Genomic DNA, 17,100 nt, shown 5'->3' with positions numbered 1-17,100 from the left:
CTACACCCACACCTACACCCACACCTACACCCACACCTACACCCACACCTACACCCACACCTACACCCACACCTACAGGCAAAGTACAGGTACAAGAACAACTGACTCAAGCAGAAGGTTTTGCTCAAATAGCAATTAAACTAATGGACAATGCTAAAAGTATTAAGGATCTTCAGGAATCAGAAAGTGTTTTGAAGAAGGCAATAAATACTGTAGAGTCAATTTCTGCTACTAACGCTCTTGCGGTGAAGTTACAGGAGCATTTATCTTCTTATAGGAGTCTATTGAGCAATTTAGAAAAACGTTTAGAATACGAACAAAAAGCTCAAAAGTTATTTAATGAAGCTGCGATCGTAGTGAATACAGCAGATCAAGCCTTAGAACAATTTCAACAGGGTCAAACTAGACGGATTTCACAACTCAACAAAATTAAAGCTGAATACGATCTAGCGTTAGAAAAACTTAATAGAACTATTTTAGATTACTCTAAATCTTTGATTTTGGAGCCAGGAAAGGAGCAAATTGAAAAATGCGATCGCCAAATTGGACGAATCAATAATGAAATTACAGATATTCGCAAAAAATGTGCAACTGGAGATGGTATTGGCGCTACAGGTCTATGCCTACCTTAATTTGAAATACTACGCATAGCTTAATATCTTTGGCTTTCTATAAATTTACCTATTAAGCTACTTGACTTGAGTAGTCCTTGAGCAAGAAAAAAACCCTAACTCACGCTGTATTTACATATAACTACTAACTACCCCGCTCTACACTCTTGCAGAGCGGGGTTTTTACATTCACACTCGTAGGACAAGATTTTTAAATTTAAATTATGATAAATAAAATACTTAATTGTAGTTAAAAATACTTAATAAAATATTTCAAAAAGTGTAATGTAAATTTCATTAATGCGTATATATAAACCGTATAATATCAATTATAAAGTATCGCTGAAATTGCTGAAACGAATGAAAATGTCCCGAAATCTTAAACCCTCAGAGCAGTCAGTGGTTGTATGCATTACTTTAGTATCATTTGTTGTAAATGTTGTGGCTGCTTGTCTAGCTCTTATTGCTAGTTATTGGGGGATATTTAAGCCTTCTACAACTCCATTTGACTGTTCAAGAGGGGTTCTCGGTTTGTGTAAAAAATAATTTTCGTCCGGAGAAAAATATCAATTAGAGTTTTTATAAAAAATACGTGAATTATATGCAAAAATCATTAAATTTGGTGATTTGTAACCGAAAATAGACTCAAGCTCTTGCAGCTTTCTATTTGATTTCCATAGGAGCATTGAGTAAACGATGAGACTTAAATTTATTACACGAAAAATAACTGCGATTGCTGTGGCCTTCGGTAGCCTTGCGATTGTTACCCAACCCAGCATGGCTCAAGATATACCAGGGTATTACTATTGTGGGACTAGCGGTAAAGATCCAGCCACCATTTATCAATCTGGTACTAGCGAACTAGTATTTATATTGTGGGTATCTGATTACTTTTCTGAGGTTGCAACACGTCAGGAACGTTGTCAGAAGGTTTCCCAAAAATTTGAGCAGAATAGGCAAGATAACAACTTGAATTTTATTGTTCCTGGTACCTCTGGCTCGGATGCTGCTCAAGCTGGGCTACCTGTTCTGTGTGCCTCAAGAGTTGCGACAAGCAAAGCTATTACATGTCCTGATAGACAAATACTATATACTCTCAAATCAGAAAAAGATGCCCAACCAGCGATCGAGCAAATTGCGGGTCAAACCGAAGAGAGAACGACACGACCACTACTAGAAACAGGAGGATTGACAAAAATTAGAGAAGGGTTTCGTATCATTAATGTTTTCAAAATGAACCAAAATCTCCGACCTAAAGAACCTTCCACCTATGACGGTGGTTGTATAAGGGGGAGAAACGGACTTTGTCGAAGATCCAATTAACTATTCTCAAGTAAAAGTTTCACTCTAATTTGGTTGGAACTGACATCAGGTATAGATTGAAAAAATGAACATATCCTGTAAACAAATCAAAAAATGAACTGGCGTTTATTGATATTAGGAGTTGGATTTAGTTGTATGTTACTCATGCGACTAATTGAAACTCCTAATTTTCTTGTACTAGCTCAAACTATTTTTCAGCTTAGTTTAACCCAGAAGTCATCTATTCCTCTATCTGAGAGCAACTTGTGTAAACTTGCAAAAATCAATACTGTCAGAATATTAGATGGAGAATTTTGGGGTTCAGGTATTTTAATTCAAAACCGAGGTACGGTTTATTACATCCTAACAAATAGACATGTCCTCAAAGGGAATAAAAAAAGCTACCCTATCCAAGTTTTTGACGGCAACAATTACCAGACCTATGAAGCTAATGTCTCCAAAATCTTTAGCAAAAATAGTTCTGCTGAAAACGATTTAGATTTAGCTATTTTACAATTTAATAGCCCTTTAATATCCTATCAAACAGCCGAAATAGAACAATGGAGACAAGGACAAAAAGTTTTGGCTGCTGGTTTTCCGATGACTCCTAATCCTCCTCACAAAAGAGGAAACATTTTTTGCACCTCCTTAGCAGATGTTTCTCTTCAACTTAAAGCGCCGATGAAACAAGGTTATCAATTGGGGTATTACCTAGAGGTTCAAAACGGGATGAGCGGAGGGCCACTGTTTAATGAACAAGGTAAAGTCGTTGGTATTAATGGTAAAGGGAGACCCGCCATTTTTGTGAACCGCAATCTCTATTTATATAGAGATGGAACCCAAGTTCCGGAACCTCTAGAAGTCTTAAAATCTTCAAGTTGGGCAATTCCCATTCAAACAATTGTTAATCATCGTGATTTACAGTTTTTATCTTTAAAAAGAGATGGTAACAGTGTTACTAGTATCCCACTACCAACAACTATCAAAACTCCTGTGGTTTTGGGAACGCAGGCTTCTAATGAAAATATACAAAAGTTAGCAGCACAAATTACAGTCAAAATTATTAGACCTAGCTTGTCAGACTCCATTAAATTTTCTGGTACTGGAGTTATAATTGCTAAAAAACATGGTGGAATTTACTATGTTTTAACTAATTCTAATGTGGTTTTTACTCAGGATTATTATGAAGTAGGAACTTATAATCAATTAGATACAAAACAATATCCAGCTAAGATTATTAGCAACCGACCCGATTTAAAATTAGCTTTATTACAATTCAGTAGTTCTATAAATTATCAAGTTCCATTTATAAGATATTCTTATAATCCCAATACCTTAACTCCAGAATCTTCTATTTATATAATTGGTGCGACTATTCTAGGTAAAACTATTCAATTGAATATAACTCCAAGCAAACTAACAAAAGTAGTAAATTCGCAAAATGAAGCCAAACTAATGTACAACAATTTTATTAATCTCAGCAGCGGGATTATACTTGATGAATCAGGCAATTTAATTGGGATTCATTCCTCAACAGGAGATGTAATTCCTCTAAATGACTTTCTCAAAATGGTTCCTCCAGAAGTTTTGATGTCAAACTAAAATTGACTAACAACTCGATGTAAAAAAACTTGGTAAAAGAAGACTGAAATATGAAATTAAGTTTAATTATTCACACAGCATTAATGAGTAGTGCCTTTATTTTTTCCAATTCGTACATTGGGATGGCACAACCTAGTTCACAAACAGAAACAACAACTTGCCCTGCTGAAATTCAGGCAAGTGTGAAAAAAAATTTGCTGGTTATCTATTTGTCAGAAGGTTCCCCTCTTAGTCCTCCTAAACCTTATGGTACTGCTGTGTTATTTGCCCAAGATAATACAACTCAGTATGCCTTTTCTGTCGCTCATGCTGTTACTAGTACTAACCCGTCAGCTGAGTTTTTTGCAAAATTTCCAAATAATAGTAATAATCCTCCACAAGTTCGTCGATTAGACAATTCTCCTAAATCTGATGATATAGCCATTATTGAACTTGAATCAAAGACTCCATTAACTACTGTTTTCTTGCCTTTAGGAGAATCAAAACAATTACAGCCGGGAAAAGATATAGTTTATGTGGCTGGTTGGCCTACCTCATCGAATGTAAACGTGGAAAAGTTTGTCTGTAAGATTGGAAAATTCAATGGTTATGCTAATTCGAGTCCAGTCATGCAGCTTAGATATGATGGGGTTTGGACTGGTAGTGGTGGTAGTGGTGGTGCTGTAGTGAACAGAAATGGCAGCTTGGTAGGTATTCATCAACGAGACGGTGGAGGCATCGCTATTGAATCTTTTCTAAAAAAAGCTGAAGAAATTCCAGCTGTTAAACAAGCTTTAGAGAACTTAGGCACTGGACGTTCTAATTTTGCGAATAATAGCAATAACTCTTCAACTACCAGTTCTATCTCTGCGCCAAGTCTTGATAACTCTTCAACTAACAATTCTACGCCTACGCCTAATCCTGATAATTCTTCAACTACTAGTTCTAACCCTACGCCTAATCCTGATAATTCTTCAACTACTAGTTCTAACCCTACGCCTAATCCTGATAATTCTTCAACTAACAATTCTACGCCTACAGCTAATCCTAATAACTCTTCGACTGGCAAAAAGAATCCTCCAATTACTAATCCTTGTCTTGCCAGTGGTCGCTCTGGACGTTGTTGGTAAATAGTAATGATTTTTCAATGGAAATCCAAAATTAATCTGTGGTACTTCAATCAATATTCAAAAGGTTGTTATGTCTATCAAGTCAATGCATTTTTACCAATTGAATTATAATTTAAAAGTTGTACGATTTATGAAAAATTTGGCAGTCTTATTTTTTATTCCAAACAAAAAATTTTTAATTGGTTTATGTTGGAGTATGTTGCTTGTTTTAGAGCCAAATTTGAGTTTTCAGGCAATCGCTACACCAACAGGTTCCTTAGCTCAAACTTCTACTAATCCAGAACATAATTCTTCTAACCCAAATCAAAAACCTGAGACAACTAATTCTTCTGACCCAAATCAAAAACCTGACGCAACTAATTCTTCTGACCCAAATCAAAAACCTGACGCAACTAATTCCTCTGACCCAAATCAAAAACCTGAGACAACTAATTCCTCTGATCGAAATCAAAAACCTGAGACAACTAATTCCTCTGACCCAAATCAAAAACCTGAGACAAATGAGCAATCTACAGCAGAGGAAGATGTAATTAAAGAACTCAAGGGTAAGTGGCAAGGAAAAGATCCATCTTCAAATGAAACTATGTTTTATATTTTTACTGAGGATAACAAATTATTTATCATTAACAAATCTCAGTTTGGACTTTTTGGTGTCGAAGCAAAATATCAAGTGATAAATGTCAAAAATAAACCGATGCAAATTGATGTTGATTTTGGTAAAAATAAAACTGTCCAAACTATTTTTGAATTTGCTAATAAACCACCACTTCCCAATCAAAAGCAAGGTATTAAACAGTTACGTATTGAACTAGTAAATCTAAATTCTGGTAATCGTCCTACAGCATTTTCTCAAACTAAGACAATAATTTTAACAAACGTTTCAGATAATATTAAGCTAGAGAATACGCCTATAGTTGAATATACAAAATAATAATAAATCTAATTTTCGATAATACTAAATTTTTGCATCACTGCAAAAATAAATTGATACTCATAACAATTACATTACGGAACTACCTTGACAGGCATACCGATAGTTACCTGTTGATATAATTTTAATATGTCTTGATTTCGCATCCGAACGCAGCCGTGAGAAACAGCTTGTCCGATTAATTTCTCATTGGTAGTACCATGAAATCCAATTTCTGCACCTCCATTTGACAAAAAACCAATCCAAGCAACTCCTAGAGGATTTTGAGAACCAGCTGGAATAATTTCTTGGGTGAAAGGATTCTGCCAAATAGGATTTTGTTCCATATTGATGACTGCGAATGTTCCAGTAGGAGTTTCCCACCCGGAACGGCCTATTGCAACTGGATAACTGGCTTGTAATTTTCCATCTTTATACACATATACACGGCGATCGCTCAAATTCAAAAGTAGGTATTTCTTGTTAACAGTTTCTTGAGGCTGGATAATATTTGACGGAGTAGATAGAGAAGTAGATACCGTTTGATTAACTTCAGATCTCGTGTCAGTAGAAACTACCGCACTATAAATTGGTGTCTCTTTGGCCATCGAAGAGGCCATATATAAAATATTTTGACGTTCTTGAGCATTAAATTCGACGGTATAGAAGAAACCCTCTTGCTCCCACATTACTGAGGAAAATTCAGTTGAAGGCTGTTGTTTTAATTCATCAAACAAATATCCTTGGATACCATCTTTTAGGGTAATAGGTACTGCTGCTAATTTATGTTTTTTAAATGCTTGTTGGGCATTTACTGAAGTATTGCTATCTACTGAAAAACTACCCACCAAGCAAGATAATTCACCAGTGTCACAACTAAAGAGATTAACTGTTAATCGGGATGAAGAGTTTTCCCAAATAACTCGAATTAAATACTGCTTATTTTTCCCATCTACTAAATTATTAACACGAATTTTAGAGGGTAAACGCATCTGCCATCCTGAGGGAAGTTTATCCTTGATTTGTTCTAGATAATTAGTAAAAGTGGGGTCATAATTGGCTATAGCTTTAAATGGATTTGCTAATAAAATAAAAACTGATATAAAAATAACAAGCTTATATTTTATGAACGAATGAATTAACATTTTAAATGCCTCACTACATCTCATTAAGTTAACCTCTAATTGGCAAAGTATTGCTATTTTAAACAATACTTTTTCATTTTTTAGTTTTTCCTTAGCGTTTCCTAGTTTACTGGGTACAAATCTCTGCGTACCTCTGTCTTGAAAAGTTCTGTTCGTCGTTCGCGCAGCGTCTCGTAGATAAGAGAAGCCAGATACTCGCAAGCACAGCGAATCGCTACTCTATCGCTCCAAGCCGGCGCACCTGTGGGAAGCAAGCTACAGACTTTTTGCTGCGCTTTACTGCACATCCCTGGAGGGTTTCAAAATAGTATCTATACCTCACTTAACTGGGAATCGCTATAAATTTTTTAATTAACAGTAACTATAAATAATCAGATATTTGGAATTAAATTATTGACAAAATGTCATCAGATATTCATACGAATGTCAAGCCAGCTTCACACAAATTTCCTTCTTAAGAGCTAAGCTAAAAAATAAATTATTTAGTATGCTAATAGTTAGAAAAACTAATATTAAGTGAATCCACTAAAAATCGATCGCAACGATTTTGCGGAAAATGCAATGTTTGGCAACAAACCCTACTTTAGGGAAATAGGTGACGCTCATTGTGATAATTAAGTACCAACTAAAAGCAGGCGATCGCTAATGCAGTCGCTTAGTTTTGGTTAACTATATTCAAACCATTGCTTTACTACCACATATCTGTGCTTTCCCTTTCCTTTAATTTTTTAATATGCGTTGTTTCATCTCCATTAAGACGAAAACCCCTGTATTTCTAGTTACTCAAATTATTTCTCGTCTTTTTGGCTTGATTCCAAGAGGACGGTTATGGCTTGTGATATTGGGTTTGACATACTTATGTTCTGCCTGTAACGCTTCCGAAGCTCAATCAAGTGGCAAACAAGCAGGTAAAAAGCGGGCTGTGCCAGTGGTGGTTACCACTGCAACTCAAAAAACTATTCCAATACAGCTATCGGCTACGGGAACAGTAGAAGCATATTCTACGGTATCTGTCAAATCCCAAGTAGGCGGGCAACTGACTGGAGTTTATTTTCAGCAGGGACAGAACGTCAAGAAAGGAGACTTGTTATTTAAAATTGATTCCCGTTCCTTAGAAGCAGCGCTGATGCAAGCTAATGCTGCTAAAGCCAAAGATTTAGCCCAGGTGAAACAGGCACAGGCAAATGTGACCAAAGCGATCGCCCAAGTCAACCAAGCAAAAGCCAATGTCGCCAAGGATGTTGCCCAAGCCACCAACGCAGATGTCCAGGCCAAAAGATACAACAGCTTACTCAAAGAAGGGGCAATCAGCAAAGAACAAGCAGATCAGTACCAGACCACAGCAGATGCTCAACGGGCAACAGTGAACGCAGATCGCAACGGTGTCGCAGACGCTCAGGCAGCCGTAGCCGCAGCCCAAGCAGACGTGCAAAATGCCCAAGCAGCAGTAGTAGCAGACGAAGCTGCCATCGCCAATGCCAAAATTCAGCTTTCCTACAGTTCCATCTACTCACCAATTACCGGACGTACAGGTAGTCTGAAGCTCAATCAAGGCAACTTGGTAGAAGCCAACGCCACCGATCCATTAATTACCATCAGCCAAATCCGACCGATTTACGTGACCTTTTCCATTCCTCAAAGGTTACTTCCAGATTTGAAAAAGTACAGTGCTAACGGCAAATTAGAAGTCAGTGCCATACCTCCAAAAGACACAGGGCGTCCGATAAGGGGTGAACTAACCTTTGTTGATAGCGGACTCAATACCCAAACAGGCACAATTCAACTCAAAGCCACATTTAGCAACACAGATGAACGATTAGTTCCAGGGCAGTTTGTCAACGTAGTCCTCAAACTAACCGAAGAACGCAATGTCATAACAGTGCCTTCCCAAGCAGTGCAAACCGGACAGCAAGGGCAATTTGTATTTGTAGTCAAACCAGACAAAACAGTAGAAATGCGTCCAATTACCGTAGGCGACACCATTGGCAACCAAACAGCAATCAAACAAGGCTTGCAACCAGGCGAGCAAATCGTCACCGATGGACAATTCAACCTAGTACCTGGTGCCACAGTGCAGGTGAAACCCGAAGTAGGAAGTACAGGGGCAGGGAGGCAGAAGGGCAGAGGGGAAGGGGAGCAGGGGGAGAATAATAACTCCTAACTCCTCACTCTTAACTCCTAACTCCTAACTCCTAACTTCTAACTCCTCACATGAACATTTCCCAGCTATTCATCCGGCGTCCAATCATGACAACCCTAGTGATGGTTGGCGTCTTAATATTTGGACTGATGAGTTACCAACAGCTACCTGTTAGTGACTTGCCCAATGTGGATTATCCGACACTCCAGGTAACGGCTAACCTGCCTGGAGCCAGTCCAGAAACGATGGCTTCTTCCGTTGCAACTCCTTTAGAGCAGCAGTTTTCTAGCATCGCCGGATTGAGTTCAATGAACTCCACTAGCTCTTTGGGTAGCGCACAAATTACGCTGCAATTTGACTTGAATCGGGATATTGACGGAGCTGCACAGGATGTACAGTCTGCTATTTCTAAAGCGGCGAGGCAGTTACCGACTAATATGCCCAATCCCCCTTCTTTCCGCAAAGTAAACCCAGCAGATCAACCAGTCCTCTATATCTCCTTGAATTCATCTATTTTGCCGCTGTCAACAGTAGATAAGTACGCCGAAACACTGTTGGCACAACGTTTGTCAATGGTGGATGGGGTGGCGCAAGTGCAGGTGTACGGCTCGCAAAAGTATGCAGTACGGATTCAGCTCGATCCGGAATCATTGAGTGCTAAAGGCATAGGCATTGATGAAGTGGCTGATGCGATCGCTAACGGAAATGTCAACCTACCAACCGGCACACTTTACGGACAGCAACAAAACTATACAATTCAAGCCAACGGCCAACTCAACGATGCCGCCAGCTATCGCTCCCTAACTGTAACTTATCAAAACGGCGCACCCGTGCAGCTAGGCGAACTCGGTCAAGTACTGGATAGCGTTGAAAATGATAAAATTGCCAGCTGGTATTTTCCAACAAAACAGGGTAACAAAGAGCAGAAAATAGGACAGATGGGGAGAGGAGGAAATAAAAAGAATAACTCCCAACTCCTAACTCCTAACTCCTCACTCAGCACTCCCCATACCCAAATCCAAAATCCTGGCGTGCGGGCGATCGTTCTGGCGATTCAGCGCCAACCGGGAACTAATACCGTGGAGGTGGTGGATGCAATTAAAAAACTGCTACCCACTTTCCAAAAACAGATTCCGGCGGCTGTGAACATGAATATTCTCTACGATCGCTCCCAATCAATTCGCGAATCTGTAGATGATGTACAATTCACGCTGTTACTCACCATCGCTTTGGTAGTACTGGTAATTTTTCTATTTCTTCGCAATATCTCAGCTACAGTCATTCCCAGTTTGGCAGTACCGTTATCAATCGTAGCCACCTTTGCAGTGATGCTGCTCCTTGGCTATTCCCTAGATAACTTATCGCTGATGGCGTTAACTTTATCAGTGGGTTTCGTGGTGGATGATGCTGTAGTGATGCTAGAAAATATTGTCCGCCACATGGAAATGGGCGAAAGTCGTTTGGAAGCAGCCCTTAATGGTTCTAGAGAAATTGGTTTCACAATTTTATCAATGACCATTTCCTTGGTAGCAGTATTTATCCCCGTGCTGTTCATGGAAGGCATTCTGGGGCGACTGTTCCGTGAATTTGCCGTTACCATCAGCGTTGCCATTTTGGTTTCTGGCGTTATTTCCCTTAGCTTAACGCCAATGCTGTGTTCTAGATTTTTGCGTCCACCTCATCATCACGGGGATGAGGGAGATGAAGGAGATGAGGAAGATTTAGCTTTAGCTTCTCTTTGGGAGACGCTAGCGCGAACCCACAGGATGGCAGATGAGGAAATGGGAAAAAATAACTCTGAACTCCTAACTCCTAACTCCTCACTCAGCACTCCCAATCCCCAAATCCCAAATCGAAAATCCCAAATCCAAAATTTTCAGACTCGTCTCTACAATATTTCGGAAAGCTTCTTTGATTTGTTGTTGGGGGGATACGATTGGAGTTTGAAGATATCGCTCAAGTATCACCGAACAACAATGGTGATTTCGGCAGCGATTCTTGTAGCGACTGTCTATTTATATATAGTTGTACCTAAAGGATTTGTTCCCAACGCTGATGTAGGGCAAATTACTGCAACTACTCAAGCATCAGAGGATATTTCCTTTGATGAAATGGTAAAACATCAACAGGCTGTAGCTGCGATCGCTTACCGCGATCCTAATGTCGATTCCATTAATTCCAGTGTGGGAGCCGGTGGCCCAAATGCCTCTGCTAACAGTGGACGGCTATTAATCGAACTCAAGCCCCGCCACGAGCGCCACCTCAGTGCCGATGAAATAGTAGAGGAACTTCGACCGAAGTTGTCAAGTGTACCTGGAATCAAAGTCTTCTTACAAAATCCCCCTGCCATCAATATTGGCGGGCAACAAACAAAAGCGCAGTATCAATTTACTCTCCAAAGTCCCAATATTCAAGAACTTTATCAATACGCTCCACTTCTAGAAAATCAACTCCGCAACTTGTCAGAATTACAAGATGTCAACAGCGACTTACAAATCAAGAATCCCCAGGTCAAAGTAGACATCAACCGCGACCAAGCGTCGGCTCTGGGTTTGACTGTCAATCAAATCGAAACTGCCCTGAGTAATGCCTATGGTACTCGTCAAATTTCTACTATCTACGCCTCTGACAGTCAATACCAAGTGATTATGGGGGTGGAACCAAAATATCAACAAAATTCCCAAGCCCTAGATTTGCTTTCGATTCGTGCCCCCAATGGACAACTTGTGCCTTTAAATGCTGTAGCAACTTTAACTAAAGATGTAGGGCCGTTGACTATTAACCACAAAGGACAACTAGCTTCTGTTACCTTCTCTTTTAATCTCAAACCGGGAATATCGCTAAGTAATGTCACTGGAAAAATTGAACAAATTTCTCGGCAAATACTACCAGCAACTATTAGTACAGGCTTTCAAGGTTCAGCCCAGGCCTTCCAATCTTCAATTCAGGGTTTAGGAATACTACTGCTGGTTGCCATTTTCGTAATTTATATTGTCTTGGGAATTCTCTATGAAAACTTCATTCACCCACTGACTATTCTTTCGAGCTTACCTTCTGCTGGGTTTGGGGCACTGCTAACTTTGTTAATATTTGATGTTGACTTAAATATTTATGCCTTTGTGGGCATCATTTTACTGGTTGGCATTGTCAAGAAAAATGGGATCATGATGGTTGACTTTGCAATTGAAGCTCGTCAAGAAGGGAAAACTCCCTATGATGCAATTTATCAAGCCTGCTTGGTGAGATTCCGCCCAATCATGATGACCACAATGGCAGCACTAATGGGTACATTGCCCATCGCCCTTGGTTTGGGAGCCGGAGCAGATACACGCCGTCCCCTTGGTTTAGCAGTTGTTGGCGGCTTAGTGTTCTCACAGTTTCTCACGCTTTATTTAACGCCAGTTTTTTACACTTATATGGAGTCGTGGCAAACTAACTTGCGAAAGTACAACTGGCAAAAACATCAACTTCAAAAAGAAGAGCAAATAGGAAAAATAGACTAGTACTCTGGCAAGTCATCTTTGCTGCGTGAGGGCTGGGGAAAGGGAAAGGGGAAAAGGGTAAGGGATTTAAAACCTTTTCCCTTTCCCCTTTAAAGAGCTAAGTTGACTTGGCGAACTACTAGTAAGTGCTAGTCTCTACATTTATATATAGGATTCATATTTGATTTCTGAAAAAAACTCAGTACACTTATACTCCCTTTTTTCTGTTCCCTGTTCCCCCAACCCTATTCCCTTCCCACACAAGTAAATTCAGGAATCAAACCGGATTCCTATAGGACTCCTATTTGATTGGGTGAAAATAACTCCGTATACCTATATTCTCTGAAACCCTATTGCCTGTTGCCTTTTGCCTTTTGCCTGACTACGCAAATCATTTCAAATATCAAACCGGATTCCTATATGACCCCTAATTTGCTACTCATCTATACCTATTTTTAATTGATTTTCTATCCACCCAATTGCTAAATCAGCCAGTAATGCAATTACCGCTGCTGGAACAGCACCAGCTAAAATTAACTCGCCATTAACTAGTGATATCCCACGAAAAATAAATACTCCCAACCCACCAGCCCCAATTGCAGCTGCGATGGTAGCAGTACCAACAGCAATCACAGTTGCTACTCGTATCCCCGCTAGAATTACTTTCATAGCTAAGGGAATCTCAACTTGTAATAATAATTGTCTGTCTGTCATTCCCATACCTCTGGCAGCTTCAAGAATTGCTGCATCTACCCCAGTGATTCCTGTGTAAGTGTTGCGAATTATTGGTAAAAAAGAATATAAAGTTAAAGCCACAATTGCAGGTGCTACACCAATGCCGGCAATAGGAATGAGTAAGCCAAATAGCGCCAAACTAGGGATAGTTTGCAGAATGTTGGCTATGCTGAGAATTGGTTTACGCCAAGAAGTTTTACGTGTAATTAAAATACCTAATGGAATCCCTACTAATATGGCAATTCCAATGGCAATGCCTACTAAAAAAAAGTGTTCTATAGTATGTTGAATAATTTCTGGTGCATACTTAACGAGGAAAAAATTTTTCATAAATTACGAGTCATAATTTAGTATAATCTTCATAAGTTTCCTTTTATGCATTTTTTAAGTCTGGTAAACATGCCATAAAAGCAAGGCTTTCTGGATGTTGAGATTGCATAAATTCATCTTTTGTCCCCAATACTACCAATTCTCCGCCATACATTAAACCAATTCTAGATGCCAAAATAAAAGCTTCTTGAATATCGTGGGTGACAAAAACAACTGTTTTGCCTAATTCTTGTTGCAAATTCCGGAATTCTTGTTGAATTTCTATACGGGTAATTGGATCGAGTGCGCCAAAGGGTTCATCCATTAATAATACTGGTGGATCTGCTGCTAAAGCTCTGGCAACACCAACTCTTTGGCGTTGTCCTCCCGAAAGTTCCTGTGGATAACGCATTGCAAATTTAGTAGGTTCTAAACCTACTAATTGCAATAATTCATAAACCCGCGTTTTAATTTTTTTTGGTTGCCAACCTTCTAAAGAAGGAACTAAACCCACATTCCTTTCTACAGTAAAATGAGGAAATAAACCAATTTCTTGAATTACATAACCAATTTTTCGCCGTAGTTGAATTTCATTCCATTCAGTTGTAGGAATACCATCAAATAAAACTTCCCCTTGTGTAGGTGTGAATAGGCGATTAATTAACTTCATTGTTGTAGTTTTGCCACTACCACTACGACCGAGTAATACTAGTGCTTCTCCTTGGCTGATACTAAAGTTGAGATTTGACACTAAAGGGCGATGATTGCGGCTAAAGGTAACATTGCGAAATTCAACAGCAATTTTGTTATTTTTTTGCATAAAACAATCAATTTTAGATTTTGAATTTTAGATTTTGGATTTTCACAAAGTCAATCGGCTTTTTCATATTTAGCTTGGATATTTTAATTTGTGAAGACTGTTGTAGGGTAGGTGGTGCAATTTAAATGTCAAGCAGCTTAAAAATACGTTGGCGTTATAGTATAAATATACTATAAGTAGCGACTTTATATTGCCTGATGTTTCACTGGCTTTTTATTTCACCAACAGAAATAGTACCCTCAGGGGTACTATCATCATCTATTACTCTGACATAAAGTAATAGCATCTTAGAAATATACACAGTTGCAGACAAAAAAAGTTGCTTCTTTCTTCACAGTCTGTTCTGATAACCAGTGAAGATATCAGCAAACAACATCAATGCTGGCACAGTTTTTGATGCCAACATTATCTATATATGCACTGCTTTTTAAATCTGAAGATTTGGTAGCAAAGACCTGCCTCAATCAGGTTTGGTATGGCTATCTGTTCATTTTCCTGTTCCTTTCCTTGTCAGGAAGTGATGAGGCATTTATCTACACTATTAATTAAGGAGCAATATTATGGCAGTTATTTTTGGCACTACAAATGGTGATTTGTTATCTGGAACTTCAGCAAATGATTCGATATTTGGCTGGGCTGTTGGTGGTAATGCCAATAGTGTCTCTGGTAACGATACCATCAATGCCGGTGCTGGGGCGGACTCTACCAATGGAGGCACTGGTAACGATCGCATTATTGATACTGATTTTGTGAACTTCGATAATCATAATGGTGGATCTGGTACTGACACAATTGATTATTCAGGCATCACCTTTGCTGATGGAGTAGTAACCATCAACCTAGCAACAAGTGTTACTTCAGTAACTGGTGGTAATACTGAAACCATCACTAGCTTTGAAAACGTGGAAGGTAGTCAGGGCGGTGAGACAATCATTGGCTCCTCTGTGAATAATGTTCTCAACGGCAATGGCGGTAACGATACAATTGATGGCGGTGACGGCAACGATACCCTCAACGGTGGTAGTGGTAATGATAGCCTTGTTGGTGGTAGTGGCAATGATAGCCTTGTTGGTGGTATTGGTAACGATACCCTCAGAGGCGGTAATGGCAACGATACCCTCAATGGCGGTACAGGCAACGACAACATGGATGGAGGCGACAACGATGACCTCTACATCGTAGACAGCATTTTCGATGTTGCTTCTGAAGTATTTGGTGATGCTTTAGGCGGTGTAGACACCGTACAGTCTTCGGTAACCTATAGTTTGAGTGCTAACCTGGAGAATCTGACATTAACAGGAAGTGCAGCAATTAACGGTACAGGTAACGCTCGAAACAACGTTATTAATGGTAATAGTGGCAATAACGTGTTATCTGGGTTAGATGGTAACGATACCATCAATGGTGGCGCTGGGGCTGACACCACCAATGGCGGCAATGGCAACGATCGCATTGTTGATACTGACTTCGTCAACTTTGATAATCATAATGGCGGAGCTGGTATCGATACAATTGATTATTCTGGTATCACCTTTGCGGATGGAGTAGTCACCATTAACTTGGCTACAGGCGTGACTTCTGTTAGTAATGGTAATACTGAAACTATCAGTAACTTTGAGAACGTCGAAGGTAGCCAAGGTGGTGAGACAATCATTGGTTCCTCAGCGACTAATGTCCTTAATGGTAATGGCGGTAACGATACCATCAATGGTGGCGATGGAGCTGACACCACCAATGGAGGTAGCGGCAACGATCGCGTGATTGATACCGACTTTGTGAACTTCGATGTTCATAATGGTGGAACTGGCGTTGACACAATTGATTACTCAGGTGTCACCTTTGCGGCTGGCGCAGTTACCATCAACTTGGCTACAGGTGTGACCTCTGTTAGCGGCGGTAACACTGAAACTATCCTGAGTTTTGAGAACGTTGAAGGTAGCCAAGGCGGTGAAACGATTATTGGCTCCTCCAGCAATAATATTATCAACGGTAATGGTGGTAACGATACTATCAATGGTGGTGGTGGCAACGATACCCTCAATGGCGGTGCTGGTAATGACACATTCATAGCTAGTCTAGGCAACGACAGCATTAATGGTGGAGATGGTGTTGATACCGCAAACTACAGTCAACTGAATCAAAGCATTACCTTGTCAGGTGTTGGAACAGTTCAAAAAGCTGGCGGATTCGGGCAAGACCAACTCTTTAAAGTCGAAAATGTGATTGCAAATGCCAGTGTTGCCAATAACACTATAGATGCATCGGCATCTTTACCTGGGGTATCCATCACTGTTAACCTGCAAACCCAAAGTTTAGCTGCTAATAACGTTCCTGGTTTGGGAACATTGTCATTTACTGCGGTGAACTTTGATAACGTTATCGGTACAAATGCCAATGACAGCATTATTGGTGACGGTCAAAATAACCAATTATCCGGTGGTAATGGCAACGATAACATTAATGGCGGCGCTGGCAACGATACCATTACTGGTGGTAACGGAACTGATGTTCTCACTGGAGGAACTGGTAACGATGTTTTTGACTTCAACTCAATTACTGAAAGTCAACCTGGTGTACTTCGGGATGTCATCAATGGCTTCTCTGGCAATGGTTTTGGACTAGGCGATCAAATCGATCTTTCCACCATTGACGCCAATACATTGTTAGCAGGTAACCAAGCCTTTAGTTTCATCGGCGCTGGTGCATTCACAGGGGCTGGTCAACTTCGTTATTTTGGAGGTATTCTTCAAGGTAACGTCAATGCGGGTCTTGCTGCTGACTTTGAGATTCAATTAGTGGGAACACCGGCGCTTTCCGTAGCAGCAGGATTGGCAGGAAGCGACATTATTCTTTAAGGAACTTTCAAATTGGGAAGGGGGAAAGGGGAAAGGGGAAGGGGTAAAGGGTAAAGGGTAAGGGATTTAAAACCTTTCCC

At 39.8% G+C, this 17,100-nt stretch carries 12 protein-coding genes; 8 read left to right on the top strand and 4 right to left on the bottom strand.

The window, feature by feature from the left end:
- The 5 genes from GNE10_RS19115 to GNE10_RS19095 all read left to right on the top strand — a co-directional run.
- Positions 1-632 (top strand): hypothetical protein (locus GNE10_RS19115; RefSeq protein WP_185566525.1); only part of this gene is annotated, 632 nt, incomplete at its 5' end.
- A gap of 675 nt (positions 633-1,307) precedes the next feature.
- Complete coding sequence (locus GNE10_RS19110) at positions 1,308-1,934, top strand: COP23 domain-containing protein (protein WP_185566524.1); 627 nt, start codon at positions 1,308-1,310, stop codon at positions 1,932-1,934.
- A 93-nt stretch (positions 1,935-2,027) separates the two neighbouring features.
- A complete protein-coding gene (locus GNE10_RS19105) occupies positions 2,028-3,515 on the top strand; it encodes a serine protease (RefSeq protein ID WP_185566523.1) in 1,488 nt (495 codons plus the stop codon).
- Positions 3,516-3,565: 50 nt separating this feature from the next.
- Positions 3,566-4,624: a trypsin-like peptidase domain-containing protein gene (locus GNE10_RS19100; protein WP_185566522.1), complete on the top strand. Its 1,059-nt coding sequence runs from the start codon at positions 3,566-3,568 to the stop codon at positions 4,622-4,624.
- 130 nt (positions 4,625-4,754) lie between these two features.
- On the top strand, positions 4,755-5,555 hold the full coding sequence (locus GNE10_RS19095) for a hypothetical protein (protein ID WP_185566521.1): 801 nt from the start codon (positions 4,755-4,757) through the stop codon (positions 5,553-5,555).
- Between the two features lie 74 nt (positions 5,556-5,629).
- Here GNE10_RS19095 and GNE10_RS36045 read toward each other — a convergent pair whose 3' ends face one another.
- Both GNE10_RS36045 and GNE10_RS19085 read right to left on the bottom strand, forming a co-directional pair.
- The gene (locus tag GNE10_RS36045; protein ID WP_260446927.1) at positions 5,630-6,679 is read right to left on the bottom strand and encodes a L,D-transpeptidase; all 1,050 of its coding nucleotides are present in this window, start codon (positions 6,677-6,679) and stop codon (positions 5,630-5,632) included.
- A 101-nt stretch (positions 6,680-6,780) separates the two neighbouring features.
- Complete coding sequence (locus GNE10_RS19085) at positions 6,781-6,966, bottom strand: hypothetical protein (RefSeq protein WP_185566520.1); 186 nt, start codon at positions 6,964-6,966, stop codon at positions 6,781-6,783.
- A 446-nt stretch (positions 6,967-7,412) separates the two neighbouring features.
- On the opposite strand from GNE10_RS19085, the gene GNE10_RS19080 reads away from it, so the two are divergent.
- Positions 7,413-8,840 (top strand): efflux RND transporter periplasmic adaptor subunit, encoded by a 1,428-nt coding sequence (locus tag GNE10_RS19080; protein ID WP_185566519.1) that lies wholly within the window; start codon positions 7,413-7,415, stop codon positions 8,838-8,840.
- Positions 8,841-8,890: 50 nt separating this feature from the next.
- Positions 8,891-12,322 (top strand): efflux RND transporter permease subunit, encoded by a 3,432-nt coding sequence (locus GNE10_RS19075; protein ID WP_185566518.1) that lies wholly within the window; start codon positions 8,891-8,893, stop codon positions 12,320-12,322.
- A gap of 414 nt (positions 12,323-12,736) precedes the next feature.
- On the opposite strand, the gene GNE10_RS19070 is transcribed toward GNE10_RS19075, so the two are convergent.
- Positions 12,737-13,366 carry an ABC transporter permease gene (locus tag GNE10_RS19070; RefSeq protein WP_185566517.1) on the bottom strand — a complete coding sequence of 210 codons (630 nt, stop codon included), beginning with the start codon at positions 13,364-13,366 and terminating at the stop codon, positions 12,737-12,739.
- A 43-nt stretch (positions 13,367-13,409) separates the two neighbouring features.
- Positions 13,410-14,165: an ATP-binding cassette domain-containing protein gene (locus GNE10_RS19065; RefSeq protein WP_099069171.1), complete on the bottom strand. Its 756-nt coding sequence runs from the start codon at positions 14,163-14,165 to the stop codon at positions 13,410-13,412.
- 560 nt (positions 14,166-14,725) lie between these two features.
- Here GNE10_RS19065 and GNE10_RS19060 point away from each other — a divergent pair.
- Positions 14,726-17,020, top strand: coding sequence for a calcium-binding protein (locus GNE10_RS19060; protein WP_185566516.1), 2,295 nt, complete (start codon positions 14,726-14,728; stop codon positions 17,018-17,020).
- Positions 17,021-17,100 lie beyond the last annotated feature (80 nt).

Origin of the sequence: Nostoc sp. 2RC, assembly GCF_014222165.1 — a bacterium.
GTDB lineage: Bacteria > Cyanobacteriota > Cyanobacteriia > Cyanobacteriales > Nostocaceae > Nostoc > Nostoc linckia.
This window is presented reverse-complemented; position numbering and strand designations above follow the sequence as displayed.

Excerpts from the sequence above, each read along its gene's own strand:
- GNE10_RS19095 (WP_185566521.1), top strand. The coding sequence starts at position 4,755 with ATGAAAAATTTGGCAGTCTTATTTTTTATTCCAAACAAAAAATTTTTA.
- GNE10_RS19110 (WP_185566524.1), top strand. The coding sequence starts at position 1,308 with ATGAGACTTAAATTTATTACACGAAAAATAACTGCGATTGCTGTGGCC.
- GNE10_RS19070 (WP_185566517.1), bottom strand. The coding sequence starts at position 13,366 with ATGAAAAATTTTTTCCTCGTTAAGTATGCACCAGAAATTATTCAACAT.
- GNE10_RS19075 (WP_185566518.1), top strand. The coding sequence starts at position 8,891 with ATGAACATTTCCCAGCTATTCATCCGGCGTCCAATCATGACAACCCTA.
- GNE10_RS19100 (WP_185566522.1), top strand. The coding sequence starts at position 3,566 with ATGAAATTAAGTTTAATTATTCACACAGCATTAATGAGTAGTGCCTTT.
- GNE10_RS19085 (WP_185566520.1), bottom strand. The coding sequence starts at position 6,966 with ATGTGCAGTAAAGCGCAGCAAAAAGTCTGTAGCTTGCTTCCCACAGGT.
- GNE10_RS19060 (WP_185566516.1), top strand. The coding sequence starts at position 14,726 with ATGGCAGTTATTTTTGGCACTACAAATGGTGATTTGTTATCTGGAACT.
- GNE10_RS19080 (WP_185566519.1), top strand. The coding sequence starts at position 7,413 with ATGCGTTGTTTCATCTCCATTAAGACGAAAACCCCTGTATTTCTAGTT.
- GNE10_RS19105 (WP_185566523.1), top strand. The coding sequence starts at position 2,028 with ATGAACTGGCGTTTATTGATATTAGGAGTTGGATTTAGTTGTATGTTA.
- GNE10_RS36045 (WP_260446927.1), bottom strand. The coding sequence starts at position 6,679 with ATGTTAATTCATTCGTTCATAAAATATAAGCTTGTTATTTTTATATCA.
- GNE10_RS19065 (WP_099069171.1), bottom strand. The coding sequence starts at position 14,165 with ATGCAAAAAAATAACAAAATTGCTGTTGAATTTCGCAATGTTACCTTT.